Below are 22,065 nucleotides of genomic sequence, written 5' to 3' on the forward strand. Positions count from 1 at the left end.
TGGCGTCAGGCGACGATGATGGCCATGGCCTCGCGTCGGCGAACGGCGACGGTGATGTTGTCGACGCGCACCGCGATCGGGTCGCGGCCGACGATGCCCTCGTGCAGGATCTCGACCTTGGCGCCCTCCACGAAGCCGAGCTCGATCAGGCGACTTTCGAGTTCGATGTCGGACAGGGCGGAGCCGGCCTGGCCGGCGGACAGATGCTGGATGGTGCCCGCAAAGCCGCGCCGGGCGAGGCCCAGCGGGAGGGAGGCGGGCGCCTGCGAGCGCGGGTCATTATCTTCGGTCATGACCTGTATTTTCAACCGCAGGCAGGCAGGTCAAGCGCGCGCCCCCTGTCGAGGCTGCACCTTAGAGTGATTATAAAGTGCGCGCAGGGTTTTGCGCACAGGTCAGGCTTTTGCGCCCTATTCCGCGGCCGCTTTCGCCTCGGCCTGGCCCGATCCAGCGCGGTGCTTGAAGTAATCGAGCACGAACAGCCGGATCGCGGACGACAGGTTGCCCTGCTGGCGATTGTTATCGATCTCGCCGACGAGCTCCGACAGCGTCATGTTGCGCAGGCCCGAGATCTCCTTCATCCCGTTCCAAAACGCCTCTTCCAGGCTGACGCTTGTCTTATGGCCGGCGACGACGATCGATCGCTTGACGACGGGTGACTTCATGGCAGTTCCTCGCGATCGATCCGATGCTGATCCAGGCGCTCCTTCGCCTGTTCCTGACGCTTCTCCTCCGAGATGCGCTCGGCCTTGGTGCGGCCGAACTTCGCCCGGTTGGTGTCCGCCTGCTTCGCCGAGGCCTCGCGCTCCGCGCGCTTCCGGAAGCGATTCAGATTGATGACGTTCCCCATGCCGCGTCTCCATCACCCGATCCTCGCCGGGCGGGATGAACCATTCAGAAACAAGGCGCAGAATTGCACCGCAATAGACTTGATCGTCATTCGATCGTCCTCGTCAATCGGCCTCTGGTACCATCAAACATGACTTTGGCCCCCGGAGGGGTGAGTATGGCTAGCACCTGCCGGGCCGCCGACATTGACGGTAATCAAAGCCCGTCATTTGGGCCCCATATTTCATGACGATTTGGCCTCCGTATGATTACGGAGGCCTGTCGGAATTCAGCCCGGATGGGTCATTTTCTCGGGCCTGACCAGCCGGTCGAACTCGTCCGCGGAGACGAATCCGAGCTTGACCGCCTCCTGCTTGAGCGTCGTGCCGTTGGCATGCGCGGTCTTGGCCACTTTGGCGGCGTTGTCGTAGCCGATTCTGGGGGCCAGCGCCGTCACCAGCATCAGCGAGCGCTCCATCAGCTCCCGGATCCGCTTCTCGTCGGCGCGGATGCCGTCGACGCAGTGCTCCGTGAAGGAGCGCGCGGCATCGGCCAGGAGCCGGATCGAGTGCAGCATGTTGTAGGCCAGCACCGGCTTGAAGACGTTGAGCTCGAAATGGCCCTGGCTGCCGGCGATGGTGATCGCGGTGTGATTGCCGAACACCTGGCAGCACACCATGGTCATCGCCTCGCATTGGGTCGGGTTGACCTTGCCGGGCATGATCGATGAGCCCGGCTCATTCTCCGGCAGGATCAGTTCGCCGAGCCCCGAGCGCGGGCCGGATCCGAGCAGACGGATGTCGTTGGCGATCTTGAACAGGCCGGTTGCGACCGAATTGATGGCGCCATGAGCGAGCACATAGGCGTCGTTGGAGGCCAGCGCCTCGAATTTGTTGGCGGCGCTGGTGAAGGGCAGTTTGGTAATGGCCTTGACGTGCTTGGCGAACAGTTTTGCGAAGCGCGGCTTGGAATTGAGGCCGGTGCCGACCGCCGTGCCGCCTTGCGCCAGCGGATAGAGATCCTTCACCGCCACCTTCAGCCGCGCAATGCCGCTCTCGACCTGCGCGGCATAGCCGGAAAATTCCTGCCCGAGCGTCAGCGGGGTTGCATCCTGGGTGTGAGTGCGCCCGATCTTGACGATCTTTGCGAACGCCTTCTCCTTCTTGCGTAGCGCGCGGTGCAGCTCGCTTAGGGCAGGGACGAGATCGGCGATGATGCGGTCTGCGGCCGCGATATGCATCGCGGTCGGGAACGAGTCGTTCGACGACTGGCTCATATTGACGTGATCGTTGGGATGCACCGGCTTCTTGGCGCCGAGCTCGCCGCCCAACAATTCATTGGCACGGTTGGCGATCACCTCGTTCAGATTCATGTTGGACTGCGTGCCCGAACCGGTTTGCCAGACCACCAGCGGGAAATGCGCATCCCATCGGCCTTCCACCACCTCGCGCGCCGCGCGGATGATGGCGCTGGCCCGCCGTTGATCGAGCAGCCCGAGCTCGCGATTGGTCATGGCCGCGGCGAGCTTGACGATGCCGAGCGCATGCACGAGCGAAATCGGCATGCGGTCTTCGCCGATCCGAAAATTCTGGCGGGAGCGCTCGGTCTGCGCGCCCCAATAGCGATCGGCGGGAACTTCGATCGGACCAAAGCTGTCGGTCTCGATGCGGGTAGGGGAGAGTCGCGCAGCGCGGGTCGTCTTGTCCATGAGCACATCCATCCTGCCGCGCGGACGCGCGACCTCTCGTAGGCTCATCTATATAGGCAGTTTGGCCGAGCTTAGCGCTGCAAGTCCCGCAGTCTCGATCATTTCTTACGGAAACGATCGAGGCGAACGACCTCGGCGCCGCCGCCCTGGCCCGGCGCGGCAGGTTCTTCCTCGGCCTCCGCCTTCTCGGCGGCCGGAGCAGGTACCGACACGGCCGACGCCGCAGGCGCGGCCGGCAACCCCGCCGGCGCAACCTCGGCGACATCAGACGTGTCGAACTGGAGGCCGAACTTCACGGAGGGGTCGAGAAAACTCTTGATGGCGCTGAACGGCACCACCAGGCGTTCCGGAATGCCGCCGAAGGACAGGCCGACCTCGAAGCGGTCGTCGAGGACCGTGAGGTCCCAGAACTGGTGCTGGAGGATGATCGTCATCTCTTCCGGATATTGCGCAAGCAGCCGCGGCGAGAGCTTTACGCCCTCGGCCTTCGATACGAAGGTGATGAAGAAATGATGCTCGCCCGGCAATCCGTGCGCTGCAGCATCGCTCAGCACCTTTCGCAGCACGCCGCGCAGCGCGTCCCGTGCCAGCACGTCGTATCGGATATGATCGGTCGCCATTGTGGATCCTGACTATCGGTCCTGTCGTATTCTGCCCGGTCCGAACCGCCACTCGCGGCCCGACTCGCGAAGCATCCATGGTACCGCGCCTGCGGGAGTAGCTGGAGTCCCCGTTGGGGAGAAAAAAGGAAGTGGAGGCTTCTGTTGCCAGGTGCCTCCGAACCCCGCCTAACGGAGCTTAACCCGTTAGGACTTTAAGATGGTCTTTCAAACTGCGTTACGCAGCCTGAGCAACCGGAGCAAAGTTGTCGTTGGCAACTATTGCATTAGCCCGATAACGGCGGAACCATACCGAGAAAAAGTACGCCCTTTACGCCCTCGTCGATCCTATTTCGCCCCCGCCAAAGCCCGCCTTCCGGCGGCAGAAAGCCCTGGTGGGCTTTGGTGGAGGCGCCGGGTACCGCCCCCGGGTCCGAATGGTTTATTGCGACGACCGTTTATTTCCATAGCCGGCGAACCGGCACCCCCAATATAGGGGGCAAAGGATTAGAAAAACAGGGGTTTCGGTAGGTCGATCCAGGTTCCCGTGGATAGAGGCGGAGACCGCCTTGGCGCGGCCGCGGCCCCGGTTTTGGGTTCAAGATATGCCTTCGGATTCATCGCCATGCGTGCAAGAGCCGAGCCCAACCTCCCGCCGAACCTGCTCGTGCTGTTCGTGGCCTTTGCCAAAATGTCGCGCGTCGGCGCCGCCGCGGGGCCGTGCCGGAGATGCATCACACGCGCGATGTGCCTGCCGATGGCATTGCTGACCTATTCCGTGAGGCGGCTTTTGAACTGCCCGATCAGTCCGCGCACATTGTTGCTGACGGGCGTGGTCGCGGTGCTTGCCCCTGCGACACGCATGCATCCGCTCAGGCTGTTGCTTGCCGGGGGCATTTTGGGTTTTGCTGGCGTTGTCTGACGAAAATCGCTAGGCAAGTATCCGGGTGGGGGTTTCAAATCCAACCGTGAGAACAACAAGGCTCGTGACGACGGGTCGCGGAGGAGACATGCATGGCCGACACAATGGGCCATTCAGCGACAGCTAAGCGTAGCAATATGTCGGTGGCGCTCGGCATCTTCGTGCTGGCGCTGGCACCGCAAATCTTCGAAATCATCTGGTCGCTCGGGACGATTGTCGGCTGGGGCAGCGGGCGCGGACCCGCGGCCGCGCTGATCGGCCATGCAAGCGCCCTGTTGGCCGGGGCCCCCGGCGCCGTGTTCGGCTCGTTCGGCGGCGAGGCCAAGAAGCTGTCGTCCGACGTGCTGTTGGCGCTGATCTACTCCTATCCGCTGTTCGCGGTGGCGATCCTCACGATCTTCATGACGATCAAGTCGCCGCAGGACTATATCGGCGGCGTCGTGCTGATGGCGGTGGCGCTGTTCGCGCTGTGGGCGTCGAGCGACTTGCAGGGCATGCGCGGATTTTCCTTCGGTGCCGGCACGGCGCCACGCATGTTCGGCGGGCTCATGGTCGCGCTGTCGGCCGGCATCGCGCTCACCGGTCTTTTGCAGGATGGACCCGGCCTCTCGCATTATTCCTGGCGCGGGCCGTTGTTCGTGATGGCGTCGATCCTGTTCTTCGCGTTGGCGATCCGGCCGCTGGGTCTCGTCGTCTCGGCGTTCGCAAGCTTCCTGATCGCAGCAGCCGGTTCGCACGAGACGCGCTGGATCGAGGCCGTCATCGTCGGCGCCTGTCTGACGGCCGGCTGCGCGATCCTGTTCCCCTACATATTGGGGCTGCCGATGCCGATGCTTCCGCGTTTCCTGATGCAGTGAGGGCGTAATGGATCTCTTTGCCAACCTCGCCCACGGCTTCGTCGTCGCGCTATCGCCGATCAACCTCTTGATGTGCCTGATCGGTGCCCTCGTCGGCACGCTGGTCGGCGTTCTCCCGGGCATCGGCACCATCGCGACGGTGGCGATGCTGTTGCCGATCACGTTCGGATTGCCACCGGTCGGCGCGCTGATCATGCTCGCCGGCATCTACTACGGCGCCCAATATGGCGGCTCGACCACCTCGATCCTGGTCAACATCCCAGGCGAGGCGACCTCAGTCGTCACCGCGCTCGACGGTCACCAGATGGCCAAGCAGGGCCGAGCCGGCCCGGCGCTGGCGATCGCGGCGATCGGCTCCTTCTTCGCCGGCTGCGTCGCGACCATCCTCATCGCCGTCCTCGGCGCGCCCCTGACAAAGCTCGCGCTGGCGTTCGGCCCAGCCGAGTATTTCTCGCTGATGGTGCTGGGCCTGATCTTTGCCGTCGTGCTGGCAAAAGGCTCGGTGCTCAAGGCGATCGCGATGATCGTGCTGGGGCTGCTGCTCTCGATGGTCGGCTCCGACATCGAGACCGGTGCCTCCCGCATGGCCTTCAACATCCCCGAGCTCGCCGATGGCCTTGGCTTCGCTACGGTCGCGATGGGCGTGTTCGGCTTTGCCGAGATCATCCGCAATCTGGATCACGGCGCGGAACTGAACCGTGACCTGGTGCAGCAGAAGATCACCGGCCTGATGCCGACGAAGAAGGATCTGATCGACTCCACGCCCGCAATCCTGCGCGGCACGGTGCTCGGTTCCATCCTCGGCATCCTGCCGGGCGGCGGCGCGGTCATCGCGTCCTTCGCCGCCTACACGCTGGAGAAGAAGATCGCGAAGAACCCGTCGCGCTTCGGCCGCGGCGCGATCGAGGGCGTGGCGGCGCCGGAGAGCGCCAACAACGCCGCGGCGCAGACCTCCTTCATCCCGCTGCTCACGCTCGGTATCCCGCCGAACGCTGTGATGGCGCTGATGGTCGGCGCGATGACCATTCACGGCATCGTGCCGGGTCCGCAGGTGATGCAGAAGCAGCCGGATCTCGTCTGGGGCATGATCGCCTCGATGTGGATCGGCAATCTGATGCTGATCATCATCAACCTGCCGCTGGTTGGCATCTGGGTGCGCCTGTTGCGCGTGCCTTACCGGCTCATGTTCCCGTCGATCGTGATCTTCTGTGCGATCGGCATCTACTCCGTCAATAACGCGCCCGTCGACGTCATCCTCGCCGGCGTGTTCGGGCTCGTCGGCTACTGGCTGATCAAGCACGATTTCGAGCCAGCCCCGCTGCTGCTCGGCATGGTGCTGGGGCCGCTAATGGAGGAGAACCTGCGGCGTGCGTTGCTGATCTCGCGCGGCGATTGGAGCGTGTTCGTCACGCGGCCGTTGTCGGCTGTGCTGCTCGCGGTCGCAGCCGCGCTCCTGGTGCTCGCCGTGTTGCCGACATTGCGCGCCAAGCGCGACGAGGTGTTCACGGAATCGGAGAACTGATCCGGCGCCTGCGTCGGCGCGCCGCAGGCGGAAGGCATCGACTTTCCCCGCAGTCTGGTCAAATGAAAATGCCGGCCGTCACGGTCGGCATTTTTGTTTTGACGTTCCGAAGGGGATCGAGATGAACACCATTCGCACGCTTGCGGGCGCATGCGTCGCTGCGGTCGCTTCGCTGTGCGCCTTTGTCGCACCGGCACAGGCGCAGAATTATCCGACGCGCAACATCACCATGATCGTGCCGTTCGCGGCCGGCGGTCCCACCGACGTCATCTCGCGGATCGTCACCGCGCACATGGCGCAGACGCTCGGACAGAGCATCATCATCGAGAACGTGGTCGGTGCCGGCGGCACGACCGCCACCACGCGCGCCGCGCGTGCGGCGAACGATGGCTATACGCTGATCACCGGGCACATGGGTACGCACGCGGCCTCGGTGCCGCTTTATCCAAAACTCGCCTATCACCCTGAGAAGGATTTTGAGCCGGTCGCGCTGCTCGCGGGCACGCCGATCCTGATCCTGGCGCGCAAGGATTTCCCGCCGAAGGACCTCAAGGAGTTCGTGGCTTACGTGAAGGCGAACGCCGAGAAGGTGAACGCCGCGCATGCCGGCGTCGGCTCTGTCTCGCACGTCTCGTGCGAGCTGCTGCACTCGATCCTCGACGTCAAGCCGGTCGGCGTGCCCTTCAACGGCACGGGCCCTGCGATGAACGCGCTGGTCGGCGGCCAGGTCGACTATATGTGCGACCAGATCGTCAACGCCGTGCCGCAGATCAATGCGGGCACCATCAAGGCCTATGCGATTGCAACGCCCGCGCGCAATCCGTCGCTGCCCAATGTGCCGACCACGACGGAGGCGGGGCTGCCCGCATTCCAGGCCCAGGCCTGGAATGCGATCTTCGCGCCGAAGGGGACCTCGCCGGCGATCCTGGCGACGCTGAACGCGACCGCAGTCAAGGCACTCGACGACGAGAACGTGCGCAAGCGCCTGCTGGAGCTCGGCAGCGTGATACCGCCTGCCGCGGAGCGTACGCCGGCGGCGCTGGCCGCGCTCGTCAAATCCGAGATCGCGAAGTGGACCCCGGTGCTCAAGCCGGCAAGTTAACGAGCGCAATCAAGCCGATAGGAGAGGGGGCGGAACGCAGGTTCCGCCCCTTGATCTTTGGCTGCGAAGCGCTCACTTTTTCCGGGTATAATCTGTGGGATCGGCGAATCGCCGCTGTCGAAGGACGGGGTCGGCCGTTAAGTTCGCCGTCCTCCCGGAAAGGCCATAGCGCGACCCACATGCATCAGTATCAGGACCTGCTCGAGCGGATTCTCTCAGACGGCGTCGAGAAGCGCGACCGGACCGGCACCGGTACGCTGTCGGTGTTCGGCCATCAGATGCGCTTCAACCTGTCGGCCGGCTTCCCGATGCTGACCACCAAGCGGTTGCCGCTGAAGGCGATCGTGCATGAGCTGTTGTGGTTCCTGAAGGGCGACACCAACGTCAAGTACCTCAAGGACAACGGCGTCACCATCTGGGACGAATGGGCCGATGCCAATGGCGATCTCGGCCCGGTCTACGGACATCAATGGCGTTCCTGGCCCGCGCCCGACGGCCGCAGCATCGACCAGATCGCCAACGTCGTCGACATGATCAAGCGCAATCCGGACTCGCGCCGGCTGATCGTCACCGCCTGGAATCCCGCCGACGTCGAGAAGATGGCGCTGCCGCCCTGCCACTGCCTGTTCCAGTTCTATGTCGCGAACGGCAAGCTGTCGTGCCAGCTCTATCAGCGCTCGGCCGACGTGTTCCTCGGCGTGCCCTTCAACATCGCCTCCTACGCGCTGCTGACCATGATGGTCGCGCAGGTGACGGGACTGAAGCCGGGCGAGTTCGTGCATTCCTTCGGCGACACGCATCTCTACTCCAATCACCTGGAGCAGGCGCGGCTGCAGCTCACGCGCTCGCCGCGTGCATTGCCGGCGATGCGGATCAACCCCGATGTGAAGGATATCTTCTCCTTCCGTTACGAGGACTTTGAGCTCGTCGGCTACGATCCGCATCCGCACATCAAGGCGGAAGTCGCGGTCTAGCGCATGATCCGGAAAAGTGTGCAGCGATTTTCCCTCGCGACAAACGTGGAACGCGTTTGCGCGGAGATCATGCGGGCACGCTAGAATGTCGATCAACATCCGCCGTGCGCGCCCCGATGAAGCCGGGCTCGTTCTCGCCTTCGTCCGCGAGCTTGCCGAGTACGAAAAGCTCCTGCACGAGCTGGAAGCGACTGAGGCTGACATCGCGAATGCGCTGTTCGGCGAGAACCCGCGGCTGTTCTGCGAGATCGCCGAGTGGAACGGCGAGCCGGTCGGTTTCGCCGCCTGGTTCGTCAACTTCTCGACCTTCAGCGGCCGTCACGGCATCTATCTCGAGGATCTGTTCGTGCGTCCCGCCCATCGCGGCAAGGGCATCGGCAAGGCGCTGCTCGTGCATCTCGCGAATGAGTGCCTGGCCAACGGCTGGTCGCGCCTGCAATGGTCGGTGCTCGACTGGAACACGCCGTCGATCGACTTCTACAAATCGCTCGGCGCGGTCATGATGGATGACTGGACATTGTGCCGCGTTACCGGCGATGCCCTGACGAAACTTGCAGGGAAGTCGTGATGGAGATCGTATTCGTGGTCGCCATCGCGGAGAACGGCGTCATCGGCGCCGGCAACGCAATTCCGTGGCGGCTGAAATCCGACATGGCCCGCTTCAAGGCGCTGACCATCGGCAAGCCGGTGGTGATGGGCCGCAAGACGTTCGTGTCGCTGCCCCGGCCGCTGCCCGGGCGCACCAACATCGTTATCACTCGCGATTCGGACTATCGCGCCTATGGTGCCGTGGTGACGACGTCGTCGGCGGAGGCGCTCGGCATCGCACGCGGCGATGCCCTGCGGCGTTCCGTCGCTGAAATTGCCGTGATCGGCGGCGCCGAGATCTACCGGCAATGGCTCGACAGCGCCGACCGGCTCGAGATTACGGAGGTGCACGCGCGGCCCGACGGCGACACCACTTTCGAGATCGACAGGGCGCAATGGGACGAGGTGGCGCGCGAGCGCCACGCTGCGGGGCCGGACGACAGCGCCGATTTCTCCTATGTGACATATCGTCGGCGGCGCCCCCATTAACCGCTTTCGCCAATGTTTACATTGACATTTCCTTGGGCCGGCATAGCTCGAAGGACGGTCAAGCTTGCGTTGTAAGGGCCGAAAGCGTCCCCTATAAAGCCGGACCGGACAAAGCGGGCGGGGGCAATTCCACCCTGCCGAGGAGACTGTCGAATGCCGTGGAAGAATCAGGGCGGTGGCCCTTGGGGCTCGGGCTCGAAGGGGCCATGGGGCTCAGGCCCGCAACCGGTCGGGCCGAGGCCGCCGGATCTCGAAGATCTTCTGCGGCGCGGCCAGGACCGCCTTCAGCAGCTCCTGCCGGGGGGCTATTTCTCCGGCGTCGGAATCACGCTGATCCTGCTGATCGGTATCGCGATCTGGCTGCTCTCCGGCTTCTTCCGCGTTCAGTCCGAAGAACTCGGCGTCGTCCTGCGCTTCGGCAAGCACGTGCGCACCGTGCAACCCGGACTGAACTATCATCTGCCTTATCCGATCGAGACAGTGCTGCTGCCCAAGGCGTTGCGCGTCTCCACCATTTCGATCGGCATGACGCTGATCGACGATCCGGCCCGCCGCGGCCGCACCATGCGCGACGTGCCTGAAGAGAGCCTGATGCTGACCGGCGACGAGAACATCGTCGACGTGGACTTCACCGTGCTGTGGCGCATCAAGCCCGACGGCGTCGGCGACTTCCTGTTCAACATCCAGAGCCCCGAAGGCACCGTGAAGGCGGTCGCCGAAAGCGCGATGCGCGAAGTGATCGGCCGTTCGCAGATCCAGCCGATCCTGACCGGCGCGCGCAACGTCACCGAGCAAGGCGTGCAGGAACTGATGCAGAAGACGCTCGACAGCTACGGCTCCGGCGTCCACATCACGCAGGTGCAGATGCAGAAGGTCGACCCGCCGGCGCAGGTCATCGACGCGTTCCGCGACGTCCAGGCCGCGCGCGCCGACTTCGAGCGCTTGCAGAACGAGGCGCAGACCGACGCCAACCGCATCGTCCCCGAAGCCCGCGGCCGTGCCGCGCAGATCGCGCAGGTCGCCGAAGGCTACAAGGAGCAGGCGATCGCCGAGGCCAAGGGCCAGAGCGCACGCTTCCTGAAAGTGTATGAGGAATACAAGAAGGCGCCGGACGTGACGCGTGAACGGATCTACCTGGAGACGATGGAGCGCGTGCTCGGCGGTTCCGAAAAGCTCGTCATCGACGGTGCGGCGGGGCAGGGCGTCGTGCCTTATCTGCCGCTCAACGAATTGACGCCGCGACGGCCGCCGGCAACGGCTGGCCAGCAGCAGGGCGGAGGCAACCGATGAAGTCTCCGGTCACAGGTTTCGTCTCGCTGCTCGTCCTTCTGCTCGTCCTGATCGTGGCCTACAGCTCGGTCTTCACGGTGCAGCAGACCGAACAGGCCCTCGTGGTTCGCCTCGGCGAGCCGGTCAAGGTCGTCACCGAGCCGGGGCTGAACTTCAAGGCGCCGTTCATCGACAGCGTCATCAGCATCGACAAGCGGATCCTCGATCTCGAGAACCCGTCGCAGGAAGTCATCGCCTCCGACCAGAAGCGGCTCGTGGTCGACGCCTTCGCGCGCTACCGCATCAAGAACGCGCTGCGCTTCTATCAGAGCGTCGGCTCGATCCAGGCGGCGAACCTCCAGCTCACGACGCTGCTCAACGCGGCGTTGCGCCGGGTGCTCGGCGAGGTCACCTTCATCACGGTGGTGCGCGACGATCGCGAGAAGCTGATGGGCCGTATCCGCGACCTGCTCGACCGCGAGGCCGACGGCTACGGGATCCAGGTCGTCGATGTCCGCATCCGTCGCGCCGACCTGCCGGACCAGAACAGCCAGGCGGTCTACGACCGCATGAAGACCGAGCGTCAGCGCGAGGCGGCCGAGTTCCGCGCGCAGGGCGGCCAGAAGGCGCAGGAGATTCGCTCCAAGGCCAACCGCGAGGCGACCGTGATCGTCGCCGAGGCGAACTCGCTGGCCGAGCAGACGCGCGGTGCGGGCGACGCCGAACGCAACCGCCTGTTCGCCGAAGCCTATGGCAAGGATCCTGACTTCTTCGCCTTCTACCGTTCGATGACGGCCTACGAGAACGGACTGCGCTCCAGCGACACCCGTTACCTGTTGCGGCCGGATTCGAATTTCTTCCGGTTTTTCAGTGCCCCGTCCGGCAAGGTCGAGACACCGGCTGCCAAGCCCTGAGACCACACCAAAAGAGGGCGGCCGCGCAGGCGCCCTTTTGAGACAATCAGAACAGCACCAGGGGAGGTTCCGATACGATGAGGTCCATTGCGTTTGCCGACTTCCTCATCGGCTTGGGCATCCTGTTTGTGCTGGAAGGCTTGATGTTCGCGGCGAGTCCGAACTGGATGCGCAAGGCGATGAAGAGCGCGCTCGCGACCCCCGATCACATCCTGAGGGGCGTCGGCATCGCCTCGGCGGTTGTCGGCCTGATCCTGATCTGGGTGATGCGCCGCCATTCCTGAGAAATCCGCCCCCAACGCCAAAGTGAAGCGCCGGGGCCGGTTTTTCGCCGTATTATCGGGGTTTTGAGGCCCGTTAAGGTCCGTGCTTGCGCCGTGCCCCGGTTCGAGCGCAGTGTGGTGCCAATCCCCCGACTCTCTGGAGATCATCTGATATGACCGCTGCCACCATTGCCACGACCCGATTGCGCCTTGGTCTGGCCGCGATCGCGCTCGGCGCTTTCAGCGTCGTCGCTTCGCCCGCCGCCGCGCGTGGGCCGGAGGGCATCGCCGACGTCGCCGAGAAGGTGATCGACGCGGTCGTCAACATCTCGACTTCGCAGACCGTGGAGGCCAAGGGCGGCGGCAGCAACACCATGCCGCAACTGCCTCCCGGCTCGCCATTCGAGGAGTTCTTCGACGACTTCTTCAAGAACCGCCGCGGTCCCGGCGGCGGCAGCAAGGGCGGCGAGCGCGGCGACAACGGTCCGCCGCGCAAGACCAACTCGCTCGGCTCCGGCTTCATCATCGACACATCAGGCGTCGTCGTCACCAACAATCACGTCATCGCGGATGCCGACGAGATCAACGTCATCCTCAACGACGGCACCAAGATCAAGGCCGAGCTGGTCGGCGTCGACAAGAAGACCGACCTTGCCGTCTTGAAGTTCAAGCCGACGAAGCCGCTGGTGGCGGTCAAGTTCGGTGACTCCGACAAGCTGCGCCTCGGCGACTGGGTGGTGGCGATCGGCAACCCCTTCAGCCTCGGGGGCACGGTGACGGCCGGCATCGTCTCGGCCAAGAACCGCGACATCTCCTCAGGTCCCTATGACAGCTACATCCAGACCGACGCCGCCATCAATCGCGGCAATTCCGGCGGACCGCTGTTCAACCTCGAAGGTGACGTCATCGGCGTCAACACGCTGATCATCTCGCCCTCTGGCGGCTCGATCGGCATCGGCTTTGCCGTGCCGTCGAAGACCGTTGCGGGCGTGGTTGACCAGCTCCGTCAGTTCGGCGAGTTGCGCCGCGGCTGGCTGGGCGTGCGCATCCAGAGCGTCACCGACGAGATCGCGGAAAGCCTGAACATCAAGCCGGCGCGTGGCGCGCTGGTTGCCGGCGTCGACGACAAGGGCCCGGCAAAGCCCGCCGGTATCGAACCCGGCGACGTCGTGGTCAAGTTCGACGGCAAGGACATCAAGGATCCCAAGGATCTCTCCCGCGTCGTCGCCGACACCGCAGTCGGCAAGGAAGTCGACGTCGTGATCATCCGGAAGGGCCAGGAGGAGATCAAGAAGGTCACGCTCGGCCGCCTCCAGGATCCCGACAAGGTGCAGGCCGCGGTCAAGACCGACGAGCCCGCGCCGGAGAAGCCGGTGACGCAGAAGGCGCTCGGCCTCGATCTGGCAACGCTCAGCAAGGATCTACGCACGCGCTACAAGATCAAGGAGAGCGTCAAGGGCGTGGTCGTCACGTCAGTCGACGCCAATTCGGACGCGGCAGAAAAGCGCCTCTCGGCCGGTGACGTCATCGTCGAAGTTGCGCAGGAAGCGGTCTCGAGCGGTGCCGACGTCCAGAAGCGCATCGAGACGTTGAAGAAGGACGGCAAGAAGTCGGTGCTGCTGCTGGTCTCGAACGGCGAGGGCGAGCTGCGGTTTGTTGCACTGAGCGTGCAGTAAGAGCGCGCCGCCTTATTCACTCGTCATGGCCGGGCTTGGCCCGGCCATCCACGCGTCACCGCGATTGAGGAAAGTCGTGAATGCCCGGGTCAAGCCCGGGCATGACGACGGTGAGTGGGGCTCAGCCCTCCACAAACTCCTTGCGCGTATACCCCTGCGCATAGAGCAGCGCGCTGAGATCGCCGTGGTCGATGCGCGCTGCGGCTGCCGCGGCCACGGCCGGCTTGGCGTGATAGGCCACACCGAGGCCTGCAGCCTGGATCATCGCGAGATCGTTGGCGCCGTCGCCGACCACGACCGTGTCGATATCGTCGAGGTCGAACGATTCCATCAAATCCACCAGCGTCGCGAGCTTTGCCGCGCGGCCCAGGATCGGCTCCTTCACCTCGCCGGTGAATTTACCGGCGCGCACGACCAGCTCGTTGGCGCGGTTCTCCTGGAAACCGATCTTGGCTGCCACCGCGCTCGTGAACAGGGTAAAGCCACCGGAGACGAGGCAGGTATAGGCGCCATGGGCGCGCATGGTCGCGACCAGCGCGCGGCCGCCGGGCGTCAGCGTGATGCGTTTGGCGAGCACCTCGTCCACCACGCTCACCGGCAGGTCCTTCAAGAGCGCGACGCGCTCGCGCAGCGCCGGCTCGAACTCGATCTCGCCGCGCATCGCGCGTTCCGTGATGGCGGCGACGTGCGCCTTGAGGCCGGCAAAGTCGGCGAGCTCGTCGATGCATTCCTGGCCGATCATGGTCGAATCCATGTCGGCGAGAAAAAGCTTCTTGCGCCGAACGCCGGCAGGCTGCACGACGATGTCGATCGGCAGATCGCCGCGGATCTCGCGCAGCCGCTCCTCGATGGCGTGACGATCGCGTTCGAGGTTGTTGTCGGCGCCGAAGGGGATGTCGACCGCGACGCCGTCGAACAGCCAGTGCGCGGGCGCAGCCTGGGGCAGCACGGCGCGGGCACCGTCCACGATGGTGGAGTCGAGCGCGGGACTATCAGGGTTGCAGATCAGCGTGGCGACGAGGGACATGCAGGACGATCAGCGAGGGTTGAACCGGCCGTGCTTATCGCAGGACCGGGCCCTAGCGGCAAGCGGCCGCTGTCGGGCGATCGCCCGTTTTCATCCCTGCAGCAGGCCCACCTCAGGGAAACTGCGCTTTGATCTTGCCCCAGATGTGGCTCAAGCCCCGCCCGTTCTCTTCGCCGAGCAGGCCGCTGTTGTGACAGCCAAAGCAGTTACTGTTTTGCCTGAAGGTTTCCATCGTTGAATTGGCGAGCGCCTTGGAGCCGACTTGAACGACCTCGTCGTCGTCCGGGGCTTTGCCGTTGGTCCAGAGGGCTCCGATCAGCACGTATTTGCGGCGGACATCGTCGTTGGGAAGCTGACCCAGCACGCTGTTGTTGATCGCGATGATGTCTGTGTTGGAGGTGGCGTCGGTTCCGACGCTCCCCCACGGAAACCTTCGGGTGACATCGACGGGCCCAATGGTCTGATTTGGTCTCGCGACGATGTTTACGCCGCTCATTCTTGCGCGGCTCGTGAGCTCGGCGTCATTGACGGGTTCGACGGCGCCCTGGGTGGAAAAGAGCCAGCTGCCCGGGCCATCGTTGTCGCGGACGACCGTTTCGCCTGTCGTCTTCATGTAGCTGTATTTCACATTGGGTGCGTTGTTGACATGCTCGAATGTCGCCCAGACCATTTCCGGATGACCCTGCACGGTGCCGACGACGTGAAAGCCGACCAATGCGAGTTCGCCCGGTTTTGACCCCGTCGGCTTCCTGACTTCTCCCGTGATTTCGTAAGTGGGGATGTCGGCCTTGATGGTGAGATAGTCCTTGCGCACGGCGGTTGGCAGAGTCTCCACGTCGACCCAGGACGATTTCAATTCCATCGCCAGCGCTGTCCGATCGCCAAAGCTGTCCTTCTTGTAGGGCGCGGGCTGCGTCTTCGCAAAGTTCTCCGTCGTCACCAGCGCCGGTGCATCGGTCGGCAATTGCTGTGGCGTCGGAATTGTGTTGTTGCCGACGCCGACCTTGAAGTAGGCAAAGACATCGTTGACCTGGATCAGGTAGAAGACGATCGCGCTGTCCTTCGTCATCAACACGTCGTTGGTGGCCTGCCCCGTTTCGCTCTGATCCAGATCGACGACTGCGCCGTCGACGGTCAGGAGGCGCTGGGCCTTGCCGATGGCGACGGTTGCGTTGGCGAGCTTGACAGTGGTTGCAGACGGTCCGACGAGGGCCGGCGCGCCGTTTGAAGCCTGCTTGACGTCGAGCGCCTTGTTGAACTGATCGAGAAGGATGGGTTTGCCGTCCGCCGTTGCCGCTATTCGGGCAACGCCAACAGGCTTGTTCGACTGGTCGACGAACGGCGATGGCGCATTGGCGGGGGCCTGGAGGGTGACCACGGGACGCTTTTGACCGCTATTGTCCGTGACCACGCTAGGCTTCGCCGGCACCAATACGATGCTCGGTCCAAAGCCCTTCTGTTCGGGACTGTCCTGTCGGATCAATGCTCGCTCGTGATTGCCGTCGAGCCCGGGTGCGCTCACAGCGAAGAACTCGCTCGAATTGAACGTATGGCGGCCGGGTGAGAGCGGCGACGTCAGCCAGAGAAACATCTGCTCCGACCACTTGTAGAATGAACACAGGGAATTGGGGCTGAACGCGAGGCTGTCGGCCGGTCTCACCGGGCCATCCTTCTTCACCTCGTTGTCCTTGAACCAGCTCTTCAGCTCCGCCGGCGCAACCGTGCAGGTCGGCCGGACGTCGGCGGGCAGCGCGGTTTGCGCCGCGGCATGCACGCTCGACAGCGTCGCGGCCATCGCCAATGCGCCCAGCGTCGTTCTGGTGAAGCTCGTTTGTTTCGACGGTCGGTCGAGGTTCATGACGTTCTCCCAATCAATATCGAAAATGAACTCGAACAAGCAGAGTGCGATAAAAATAGCATCAGCAACCAGGGATTGTTGCACGAAGCAGTACAAAGGTGCAATGCGGATGGCGTGCAACGTCATCCCGCTTCCATGCGCCAAACCGTCGCGATCCTGATTGCCGGCCCGACCGCCAGCGGCAAGTCGGCGCTGGCGCTCGAGCTGGCGCAAAATATTGGCGGCGTCGTCATCAACACCGATTCGATGCAGGTCTATCGCGATCTGCGCGTCATCACCGCGCGCCCGGCGCGGGAAGACGAGGCGCTGGTGCCGCATCGGCTCTATGGCCATGTCGATGCAGGCGTGAATTTCTCGGCCGGCGCCTGGCTCACGGATGCCGCTGCGGCGCTGGCCGAGGCGCAGGCAAAGGGGCGCGTGCCGATCTTCATCGGCGGCACCGGGCTTTATTTCAAGGCACTCACCGCCGGTCTGTCGACGGTGCCGCCGATCCCCGCCGAGGTGCGCGAGGGCGTGCGTGCGCGGCTGGAACAGAACGGCGTCGAGGCGCTGCATGCGGAACTCATGCGGCGCGATCCGCGCGCTGCCGAACGGCTGAAGGTGCGCGACCGCACCCGCATTGCGCGCGCGCTCGAAGTGGTCGAGGCCACCGGCCGCTCGCTGCTCGACTGGCATCGCGAAGGCGAGCCACCGCTGCTGCCGAAGGACAGTTTTCGCGCGCTGTTCCTCGCCCCCGAACGGGACGAACTCTATGCCCGTATCGACGCGCGCTTCGACGCGATGTTGGGGGCCGGCGCGCTCAAGGAGGTCGAGCGGCTCGCGGCGCGCCATCTTGATCCGCTGCTGCCGGCGATGAAGGCGCACGGCGTGCCCGCCCTGATCCGGCACCTCGGCGGCGAGATCAGCCTGGACGAGGCGGCCGCCATCGGCCGCGCCGATACCCGCCACTACGCAAAACGCCAGTTCACCTGGTTTCGGCACCAACTGCACGAATTCGAGTGGGTGAAGCCGGCGGAGGCGCGGGGATGGCTGGCAGCCGTCACCGGCGCGGGCCAGGGGCCCGGCTGACGCGGTTTTGTGCCGGCGCAGCAAATTTCCTCTCGCCGAACCGCCGGAACGCCGCTACATTGCTCAAATCGCGCGGGAACGGCCGCTTTGCCTTGACATCCAGGCTTTGGTCGTTATGTTTCGCGCAACCTTTGGGAAGCCGGGCACCTGCCATGCGTAATATTATTACCAAACTCCTTATCGTCGTCGTACCCAGGCGCACCGCCGGGGATGGCTAGCGGCCATCCAAATCCGAGCGGTGTGCATGGGGCCTCTTGGGGCCCTTTTTTATTTCCCGAACCACAGTCGAAAGAAGCCGCTGACAACAGCGCATCCGGAGCAAGCCAATGACCGAGAAGAGCCACGATCCGAACCAGATGACCGGCGCCGCGATGATCGTCCGCGCCCTCATCGATCATGGCGTGACCGACATCTTCGGCTATCCCGGCGGCGCGGTGCTTCCGATCTACGACGAGATCTTCCAGCAGAGCGAAGTCCAGCACATCCTGGTCCGTCACGAGCAGGGTGCGGGCCACGCCGCCGAAGGCTATGCGCGATCGACTGGCAAGCCGGGCGTGGTGCTGGTGACCTCCGGCCCCGGCGCCACCAACATGGTGACGCCGCTGACGGACGCGCTGATGGATTCGATCCCGCTGGTCTGCATCACCGGCCAGGTGCCGACGCATCTGATCGGCAATGATGCGTTCCAGGAATGCGACACCGTCGGTATCACGCGTCCCTGCACCAAGCACAACTGGCTGGTGCGCGACGTCAACGATCTGGCAAAAGTGCTGCACGAGGCCTTCTATGTCGCGACCTCGGGACGTCCGGGCCCGGTGCTGGTCGACGTGCCCAAGGACGTCCAGTTCGCAACCGGGACCTACCATCCGCCGCGCAAGTCCGACGTGCACGTCTCCTACGCGCCGCGCGTGAAGGGCGATGCGACGCAGATTCGCAAGGCCGTGGCGTTGCTCGCAAACGCCAAGCGGCCGGTGATCTATTCCGGCGGCGGCGTCATCAATTCGGGCCCCGAGGCGTCAAAACTGCTGCGCGAGCTGGTCGAGGTCACGGGCTTCCCGATCACCTCCACGCTGATGGGGCTGGGCGCCTATCCGGCGTCGGGCAAGAACTGGCTCGGCATGCTCGGCATGCACGGCACCTATGAAGCGAACATGACCATGCATGACTGCGACGTCATGCTGTGCGTCGGCGCGCGCTTCGACGACCGCATCACCGGCCGTGTCGATGCGTTCTCGCCGGGCTCGAAGAAGATCCACATCGACATCGATCCGTCCTCGATCAACAAGAACATCCGTGTCGACATCCCGATCATCGGCGATTGCGGCAACATCCTCGGCGACATCCTCCAGGTGTTCAAGGCGGAAGCCAGGAAGCCCGACATCAAGCAATGGTGGCAGCAGATTGCGCAATGGCGCGCGCGCAATTCGCTGTTCTACAAGAAGAACAACGACATCATCCTGCCGCAGCACGCGATCCAGCGCCTGTTCGAGCTGACGCGCGGCAAGGACACCTACATCACGACAGAGGTCGGCCAGCACCAGATGTGGGCGGCGCAGTTCTTCGGCTTCGAGGAGCCGCATCGCTGGATGACGTCGGGCGGGCTCGGCACCATGGGCTACGGCCTGCCGGCCGCGGTCGGCGTGCAGGTCGCCCATCCCGACAGCCTCGTCATCGACATCGCGGGCGATGCCTCGGTGCAGATGACGATCCAGGAGATGTCGACGGCGGTTCAGTACGAGCTGCCGATCAAGATCTTCATCCTGAACAACCAGTACATGGGCATGGTGCGGCAATGGCAGCAACTGCTCCACGGCAACCGCCTGTCGCATTCCTACTCGGAGGCGCTGCCGGACTTCGTCAAGCTCGCGGAAGCCTATGGCTGCGTCGGTATCCAGGCGCTGAAGCCGGCTGATCTCGACGGCGCGATCAAGGAGATGATCGCGGTCAAGCGTCCGGTGATCTTCGACTGCCGCGTCGCCGCGCTGGAAAACTGCTTCCCGATGATCCCCTCCGGCAAGGCGCATAACGAGATGCTGTTGCCCGAGCAGGCCAACGACGAGGCGACCGCTACCGCCTTCGCAGGCGGCAAGGCGCTGGTGTGATGCCATGTTCGACCTGAGGGAGCTCGAACGCGCGCATGAGATCGTGGGGCGGGCGGTGCCGGCGACGCCGGCGCACGCCTGGCCGCTGCTTAGCCAGCGGCTTGGCGCGCACGTCGTGGTCAAGCACGAGAACCACACGCCGATCGGCGCCTTCAAGGTGCGCGGCGGGCTCGTCTATCTCGAACGGCTGAAGCGGGAGAGCCCGAACACGCCGGGTATTATCTCGGCAACGCGCGGCAATCACGGCCAGAGCCTGGCCTTTGCGGCAAGCCGCCACGGCGTGCCCGCGGTGATCTACGTGCCGCGGGGCAACTCGGTCGAGAAGAACCGCGCCATGAAGGCGTTTGGCGCCGAGCTCGTCGAGCATGGCGAGGACTTTCAGGCCGCCCGCGAGGAAGCCGAGCGCCGCGCGCAGTTTGCCGGTCTGCACATGGTGCCGTCGTTCCATCGCGACCTCGTGCTGGGGGTTTCGACCTACGCGCTGGAGTTGTTCCGGACCGCGCGCGATCTCGATGTTCTCTACGTGCCGATCGGGCAGGGCTCCGGCATCTGCGGTTGCACCATGGCGCGCGACCTCTTGGGCCTGAAGACCGAGATCGTCGGTGTGCAGTCGACGGAGGCGCCGTCCTATGCGCTGTCGTTTGCGGCGGGCCGCATCGTAACCACCGAGACCAGCAATACGCTCGCCGACGGCATGGCCACCCGCATCCCGGATCCGGATGCTTTCAGCATCATTCGCAAGGGCGCGTCGCGCATCGTGCAGGTCAGCGACGACGAGGTCGCGGCCGCGATCCGGGCCTACTGGACCGATACGCACAATCTCGCCGAAGGCGCGGGCGCGGCCGCGCTCGCCGCGGCGCTTCAGGAGAAGAACAAGCTGAAGGGGAAGCGCGTCGGCCTTGTGCTCTCCGGCGGCAATATCGATTTCGATCTGTTCCGCCAATGGGTCGGGACAGACGCGCCGGCCGCCCAGCGGGCGATGGCGTGACGAGAAGAGTTGAGAGGGGACGACAATGAACCAGCCCGCATCCGCCTATTTCATCGAGGACCGCCACGATCCCAACGAGACGCACACGCTCTCGGTGCTTGTGCAGAACGAGCCCGGCGTGCTCGCGCGCGTCATCGGCTTGTTCTCGGGACGCGGCTACAACATCGAGAGTCTCACCGTCTCGGAGACCGAGAGCCAGAAACATCTCTCGCGCATCACCATTGTCACCACGGGCACCCCGATGGTGATCGAGCAGATCAAGCACCAGCTCGATCGCATGATCCCGGTCTACCGCGTCGTCGACATGACGCTGACCAGGCGCTCGATCGAGCGCGAGCTTGCGATGGTGAAGGTGCGCGGGCAGGGCGAGCATCGCGTCGAGGCCTTGCGCCTGGCGGATGCGTTCCGCGCCCGTGTCATCGACGCGACCACCGAGAGCTTTGTGTTCGAGATCACAGGCAATACGGACAAGATCAACCAGTTTATTGACCTGATGCGCCCCATCGGCCTCGTCGAGGTGTCGCGCACCGGTGTTGCCGCGATCGGTCGCGGGCCTGAAGGGATGTGAACCATGTTGGCGCGCGACTGGTACTATAACGAGCGAAACCGGATCGGGCTGGAGCCCGCTGTCGCCTCGATCTACGACAATTTCGACGATGCCGATCTGCGTGCACGCGCCGCGCTGAAAATGCTCGGTCTGCAACGGGGCTGGCGGATCGCCGACATCGGCTGCGGCAACGGCGTGCTCGCGACCGAGGCCGCGCTGATGGGCGCCGAGGTCGACGCCATCGACATCTCGCCGGCGATGCTGGCGCTCGCCGAGATCTATGCGCGCGACCGCAAGGCACCGGTCCGCACCCAGTCGGCCGGCCTGCTCAGCTTTACCTATCAGCCCGAGTCCTACGACCTCATCGTCAGCGAGTTCACGCTACATCATCTGCCTGATTTCTGGAAGGCGGTGGCGATGTCGCGCATCTATCGCGCGCTGAAGCCGGGTGCGAGCTTCTATCTGCGTGACATCGTGTTCGTCTCGATGCCTGATGCCTGCGAGCGCGACGTCGACCAATGGGCCGACTTCCAGATCAAGAACCACGATTTTTCGCGCGAGAACGTCGTCGCGCATATGCGCGACGAGTATTCCACCTTCGGCTGGGTGATGGAGCGGATGCTGACCGACGTCGGCTTCACGCTGGTCTCGGCCGATTACCACGCGCCCATGCACGGCACCTATCTCCTGCGCAAGCCCAACCCTTCCGCGTAAACGGCGGCGAACAAGGCCGACAAACAGAACAACAGAGCCGAACAACAACA

At 64.2% G+C, this 22,065-nt stretch carries 23 protein-coding genes and 1 other RNA gene; 16 read left to right on the plus strand and 8 right to left on the minus strand.

Going from position 1 to position 22,065, the window contains the following annotated elements:
* Positions 1–5: 5 nt before the first annotated feature.
* From JQ632_RS24075 to ssrA, 6 genes are all read right to left on the minus strand, one after another.
* Positions 6–293 (minus strand): FeoA family protein, encoded by a 288-nt coding sequence (locus JQ632_RS24075; RefSeq protein WP_212405072.1) that lies wholly within the window; start codon positions 291–293, stop codon positions 6–8.
* Positions 294–410: 117 nt separating this feature from the next.
* On the minus strand, positions 411–665 hold the full coding sequence (locus JQ632_RS24080; protein WP_212405073.1) for a ribbon-helix-helix domain-containing protein: 255 nt from the start codon (positions 663–665) through the stop codon (positions 411–413).
* Positions 662–850, minus strand: a complete 189-nt coding sequence (locus JQ632_RS24085; RefSeq protein WP_212405074.1) for a DUF4169 family protein — start codon at positions 848–850, stop codon at positions 662–664. The genes JQ632_RS24080 and JQ632_RS24085 overlap by 4 nt, the downstream gene beginning before the upstream one ends.
* A gap of 267 nt (positions 851–1,117) precedes the next feature.
* Positions 1,118–2,548: a class II fumarate hydratase gene (gene fumC, locus JQ632_RS24090; protein ID WP_212405075.1), complete on the minus strand. Its 1,431-nt coding sequence runs from the start codon at positions 2,546–2,548 to the stop codon at positions 1,118–1,120.
* Between the two features lie 86 nt (positions 2,549–2,634).
* A complete protein-coding gene (locus JQ632_RS24095; RefSeq protein ID WP_212405076.1) occupies positions 2,635–3,156 on the minus strand; it encodes an SspB family protein in 522 nt (173 codons plus the stop codon).
* A 130-nt stretch (positions 3,157–3,286) separates the two neighbouring features.
* Positions 3,287–3,657, minus strand: a transfer-messenger RNA (tmRNA) gene (gene ssrA / locus JQ632_RS24100).
* A 103-nt stretch (positions 3,658–3,760) separates the two neighbouring features.
* On the opposite strand from ssrA, the gene JQ632_RS39610 reads away from it, so the two are divergent.
* The 11 genes from JQ632_RS39610 (at position 3,761) to JQ632_RS24155 (ending at position 13,711) form a co-directional block, all read left to right on the plus strand.
* A complete protein-coding gene (locus JQ632_RS39610) occupies positions 3,761–4,057 on the plus strand; it encodes a hypothetical protein (protein ID WP_249152491.1) in 297 nt (98 codons plus the stop codon).
* Between the two features lie 92 nt (positions 4,058–4,149).
* On the plus strand, positions 4,150–4,914 hold the full coding sequence (locus JQ632_RS24110) for a tripartite tricarboxylate transporter TctB family protein (protein ID WP_212405077.1): 765 nt from the start codon (positions 4,150–4,152) through the stop codon (positions 4,912–4,914).
* 7 nt (positions 4,915–4,921) lie between these two features.
* The gene (locus JQ632_RS24115; protein ID WP_212405078.1) at positions 4,922–6,436 is read left to right on the plus strand and encodes a tripartite tricarboxylate transporter permease; all 1,515 of its coding nucleotides are present in this window, start codon (positions 4,922–4,924) and stop codon (positions 6,434–6,436) included.
* 121 nt (positions 6,437–6,557) lie between these two features.
* Positions 6,558–7,538 carry a tripartite tricarboxylate transporter substrate binding protein BugD gene (locus JQ632_RS24120; RefSeq protein WP_212405079.1) on the plus strand — a complete coding sequence of 327 codons (981 nt, stop codon included), beginning with the start codon at positions 6,558–6,560 and terminating at the stop codon, positions 7,536–7,538.
* A 179-nt stretch (positions 7,539–7,717) separates the two neighbouring features.
* A complete protein-coding gene (locus JQ632_RS24125; protein WP_212405080.1) occupies positions 7,718–8,512 on the plus strand; it encodes a thymidylate synthase in 795 nt (264 codons plus the stop codon).
* A gap of 85 nt (positions 8,513–8,597) precedes the next feature.
* Complete coding sequence (locus JQ632_RS24130; protein WP_212405081.1) at positions 8,598–9,080, plus strand: GNAT family N-acetyltransferase; 483 nt, start codon at positions 8,598–8,600, stop codon at positions 9,078–9,080.
* Positions 9,080–9,589: a dihydrofolate reductase gene (locus JQ632_RS24135; RefSeq protein WP_212405082.1), complete on the plus strand. Its 510-nt coding sequence runs from the start codon at positions 9,080–9,082 to the stop codon at positions 9,587–9,589. Before JQ632_RS24130 ends, JQ632_RS24135 begins: the two co-directional genes overlap by 1 nt.
* A gap of 153 nt (positions 9,590–9,742) precedes the next feature.
* Positions 9,743–10,879 carry an FtsH protease activity modulator HflK gene (gene hflK, locus JQ632_RS24140; protein WP_212405083.1) on the plus strand — a complete coding sequence of 379 codons (1,137 nt, stop codon included), beginning with the start codon at positions 9,743–9,745 and terminating at the stop codon, positions 10,877–10,879.
* Complete coding sequence (gene hflC, locus JQ632_RS24145) at positions 10,876–11,772, plus strand: protease modulator HflC (protein WP_212405084.1); 897 nt, start codon at positions 10,876–10,878, stop codon at positions 11,770–11,772. Before hflK ends, hflC begins: the two co-directional genes overlap by 4 nt.
* Positions 11,773–11,849: 77 nt before the next feature.
* Positions 11,850–12,056: a DUF2065 domain-containing protein gene (locus JQ632_RS24150; protein ID WP_212405085.1), complete on the plus strand. Its 207-nt coding sequence runs from the start codon at positions 11,850–11,852 to the stop codon at positions 12,054–12,056.
* A 152-nt stretch (positions 12,057–12,208) separates the two neighbouring features.
* Positions 12,209–13,711, plus strand: coding sequence for a Do family serine endopeptidase (locus JQ632_RS24155; RefSeq protein ID WP_212405086.1), 1,503 nt, complete (start codon positions 12,209–12,211; stop codon positions 13,709–13,711).
* Between the two features lie 121 nt (positions 13,712–13,832).
* Here the strand turns inward: JQ632_RS24155 and serB are convergent, their stop codons facing one another.
* Positions 13,833–14,738 carry a phosphoserine phosphatase SerB gene (serB, locus tag JQ632_RS24160; RefSeq protein WP_212405087.1) on the minus strand — a complete coding sequence of 302 codons (906 nt, stop codon included), beginning with the start codon at positions 14,736–14,738 and terminating at the stop codon, positions 13,833–13,835.
* A gap of 112 nt (positions 14,739–14,850) precedes the next feature.
* On the minus strand, positions 14,851–16,533 hold the full coding sequence (locus JQ632_RS24165; protein WP_212405088.1) for a hypothetical protein: 1,683 nt from the start codon (positions 16,531–16,533) through the stop codon (positions 14,851–14,853).
* Positions 16,534–16,731: 198 nt separating this feature from the next.
* Here JQ632_RS24165 and miaA point away from each other — a divergent pair, with 198 nt between their 5' ends.
* The 5 genes from miaA to JQ632_RS24190 all read left to right on the plus strand — a co-directional run bounded on the left by miaA (position 16,732) and on the right by JQ632_RS24190 (position 22,015).
* Entirely contained in the window at positions 16,732–17,664 is a 933-nt protein-coding gene (miaA, locus tag JQ632_RS24170) for a tRNA (adenosine(37)-N6)-dimethylallyltransferase MiaA (RefSeq protein ID WP_212405139.1), read from the plus strand.
* 326 nt (positions 17,665–17,990) lie between these two features.
* Positions 17,991–19,766 carry an acetolactate synthase 3 large subunit gene (locus JQ632_RS24175; RefSeq protein WP_212405089.1) on the plus strand — a complete coding sequence of 592 codons (1,776 nt, stop codon included), beginning with the start codon at positions 17,991–17,993 and terminating at the stop codon, positions 19,764–19,766.
* A 4-nt stretch (positions 19,767–19,770) separates the two neighbouring features.
* The gene (locus JQ632_RS24180) at positions 19,771–20,754 is read left to right on the plus strand and encodes a threonine dehydratase (RefSeq protein WP_212405090.1); all 984 of its coding nucleotides are present in this window, start codon (positions 19,771–19,773) and stop codon (positions 20,752–20,754) included.
* Positions 20,755–20,779: 25 nt separating this feature from the next.
* Entirely contained in the window at positions 20,780–21,322 is a 543-nt protein-coding gene (gene ilvN / locus JQ632_RS24185; RefSeq protein WP_212405091.1) for an acetolactate synthase small subunit, read from the plus strand.
* A 3-nt stretch (positions 21,323–21,325) separates the two neighbouring features.
* Positions 21,326–22,015 (plus strand): class I SAM-dependent methyltransferase, encoded by a 690-nt coding sequence (locus JQ632_RS24190; protein WP_212405092.1) that lies wholly within the window; start codon positions 21,326–21,328, stop codon positions 22,013–22,015.
* The last annotated feature ends 50 nt before the right edge of the window (positions 22,016–22,065 follow it).

It is taken from the genome of Bradyrhizobium liaoningense, assembly GCF_018130955.1.
GTDB lineage: Bacteria > Pseudomonadota > Alphaproteobacteria > Rhizobiales > Xanthobacteraceae > Bradyrhizobium > Bradyrhizobium liaoningense_C.

Excerpts from the sequence above, each read along its gene's own strand:
- JQ632_RS24075 (WP_212405072.1), bottom strand. The coding sequence starts at position 293 with ATGACCGAAGATAATGACCCGCGCTCGCAGGCGCCCGCCTCCCTCCCG.
- JQ632_RS24080 (WP_212405073.1), bottom strand. The coding sequence starts at position 665 with ATGAAGTCACCCGTCGTCAAGCGATCGATCGTCGTCGCCGGCCATAAG.
- JQ632_RS24085 (WP_212405074.1), bottom strand. The coding sequence starts at position 850 with ATGGGGAACGTCATCAATCTGAATCGCTTCCGGAAGCGCGCGGAGCGC.
- fumC (WP_212405075.1), bottom strand. The coding sequence starts at position 2,548 with ATGGATGTGCTCATGGACAAGACGACCCGCGCTGCGCGACTCTCCCCT.
- JQ632_RS24095 (WP_212405076.1), bottom strand. The coding sequence starts at position 3,156 with ATGGCGACCGATCATATCCGATACGACGTGCTGGCACGGGACGCGCTG.
- JQ632_RS39610 (WP_249152491.1), top strand. The coding sequence starts at position 3,761 with ATGCGTGCAAGAGCCGAGCCCAACCTCCCGCCGAACCTGCTCGTGCTG.
- JQ632_RS24110 (WP_212405077.1), top strand. The coding sequence starts at position 4,150 with ATGGCCGACACAATGGGCCATTCAGCGACAGCTAAGCGTAGCAATATG.
- JQ632_RS24115 (WP_212405078.1), top strand. The coding sequence starts at position 4,922 with ATGGATCTCTTTGCCAACCTCGCCCACGGCTTCGTCGTCGCGCTATCG.
- JQ632_RS24120 (WP_212405079.1), top strand. The coding sequence starts at position 6,558 with ATGAACACCATTCGCACGCTTGCGGGCGCATGCGTCGCTGCGGTCGCT.
- JQ632_RS24125 (WP_212405080.1), top strand. The coding sequence starts at position 7,718 with ATGCATCAGTATCAGGACCTGCTCGAGCGGATTCTCTCAGACGGCGTC.
- JQ632_RS24130 (WP_212405081.1), top strand. The coding sequence starts at position 8,598 with ATGTCGATCAACATCCGCCGTGCGCGCCCCGATGAAGCCGGGCTCGTT.
- JQ632_RS24135 (WP_212405082.1), top strand. The coding sequence starts at position 9,080 with ATGGAGATCGTATTCGTGGTCGCCATCGCGGAGAACGGCGTCATCGGC.
- hflK (WP_212405083.1), top strand. The coding sequence starts at position 9,743 with ATGCCGTGGAAGAATCAGGGCGGTGGCCCTTGGGGCTCGGGCTCGAAG.
- hflC (WP_212405084.1), top strand. The coding sequence starts at position 10,876 with ATGAAGTCTCCGGTCACAGGTTTCGTCTCGCTGCTCGTCCTTCTGCTC.
- JQ632_RS24150 (WP_212405085.1), top strand. The coding sequence starts at position 11,850 with ATGAGGTCCATTGCGTTTGCCGACTTCCTCATCGGCTTGGGCATCCTG.
- JQ632_RS24155 (WP_212405086.1), top strand. The coding sequence starts at position 12,209 with ATGACCGCTGCCACCATTGCCACGACCCGATTGCGCCTTGGTCTGGCC.
- serB (WP_212405087.1), bottom strand. The coding sequence starts at position 14,738 with ATGTCCCTCGTCGCCACGCTGATCTGCAACCCTGATAGTCCCGCGCTC.
- JQ632_RS24165 (WP_212405088.1), bottom strand. The coding sequence starts at position 16,533 with ATGGCCGCGACGCTGTCGAGCGTGCATGCCGCGGCGCAAACCGCGCTG.
- miaA (WP_212405139.1), top strand. The coding sequence starts at position 16,732 with ATGCGCCAAACCGTCGCGATCCTGATTGCCGGCCCGACCGCCAGCGGC.
- JQ632_RS24175 (WP_212405089.1), top strand. The coding sequence starts at position 17,991 with ATGACCGAGAAGAGCCACGATCCGAACCAGATGACCGGCGCCGCGATG.
- JQ632_RS24180 (WP_212405090.1), top strand. The coding sequence starts at position 19,771 with ATGTTCGACCTGAGGGAGCTCGAACGCGCGCATGAGATCGTGGGGCGG.
- ilvN (WP_212405091.1), top strand. The coding sequence starts at position 20,780 with ATGAACCAGCCCGCATCCGCCTATTTCATCGAGGACCGCCACGATCCC.
- JQ632_RS24190 (WP_212405092.1), top strand. The coding sequence starts at position 21,326 with ATGTTGGCGCGCGACTGGTACTATAACGAGCGAAACCGGATCGGGCTG.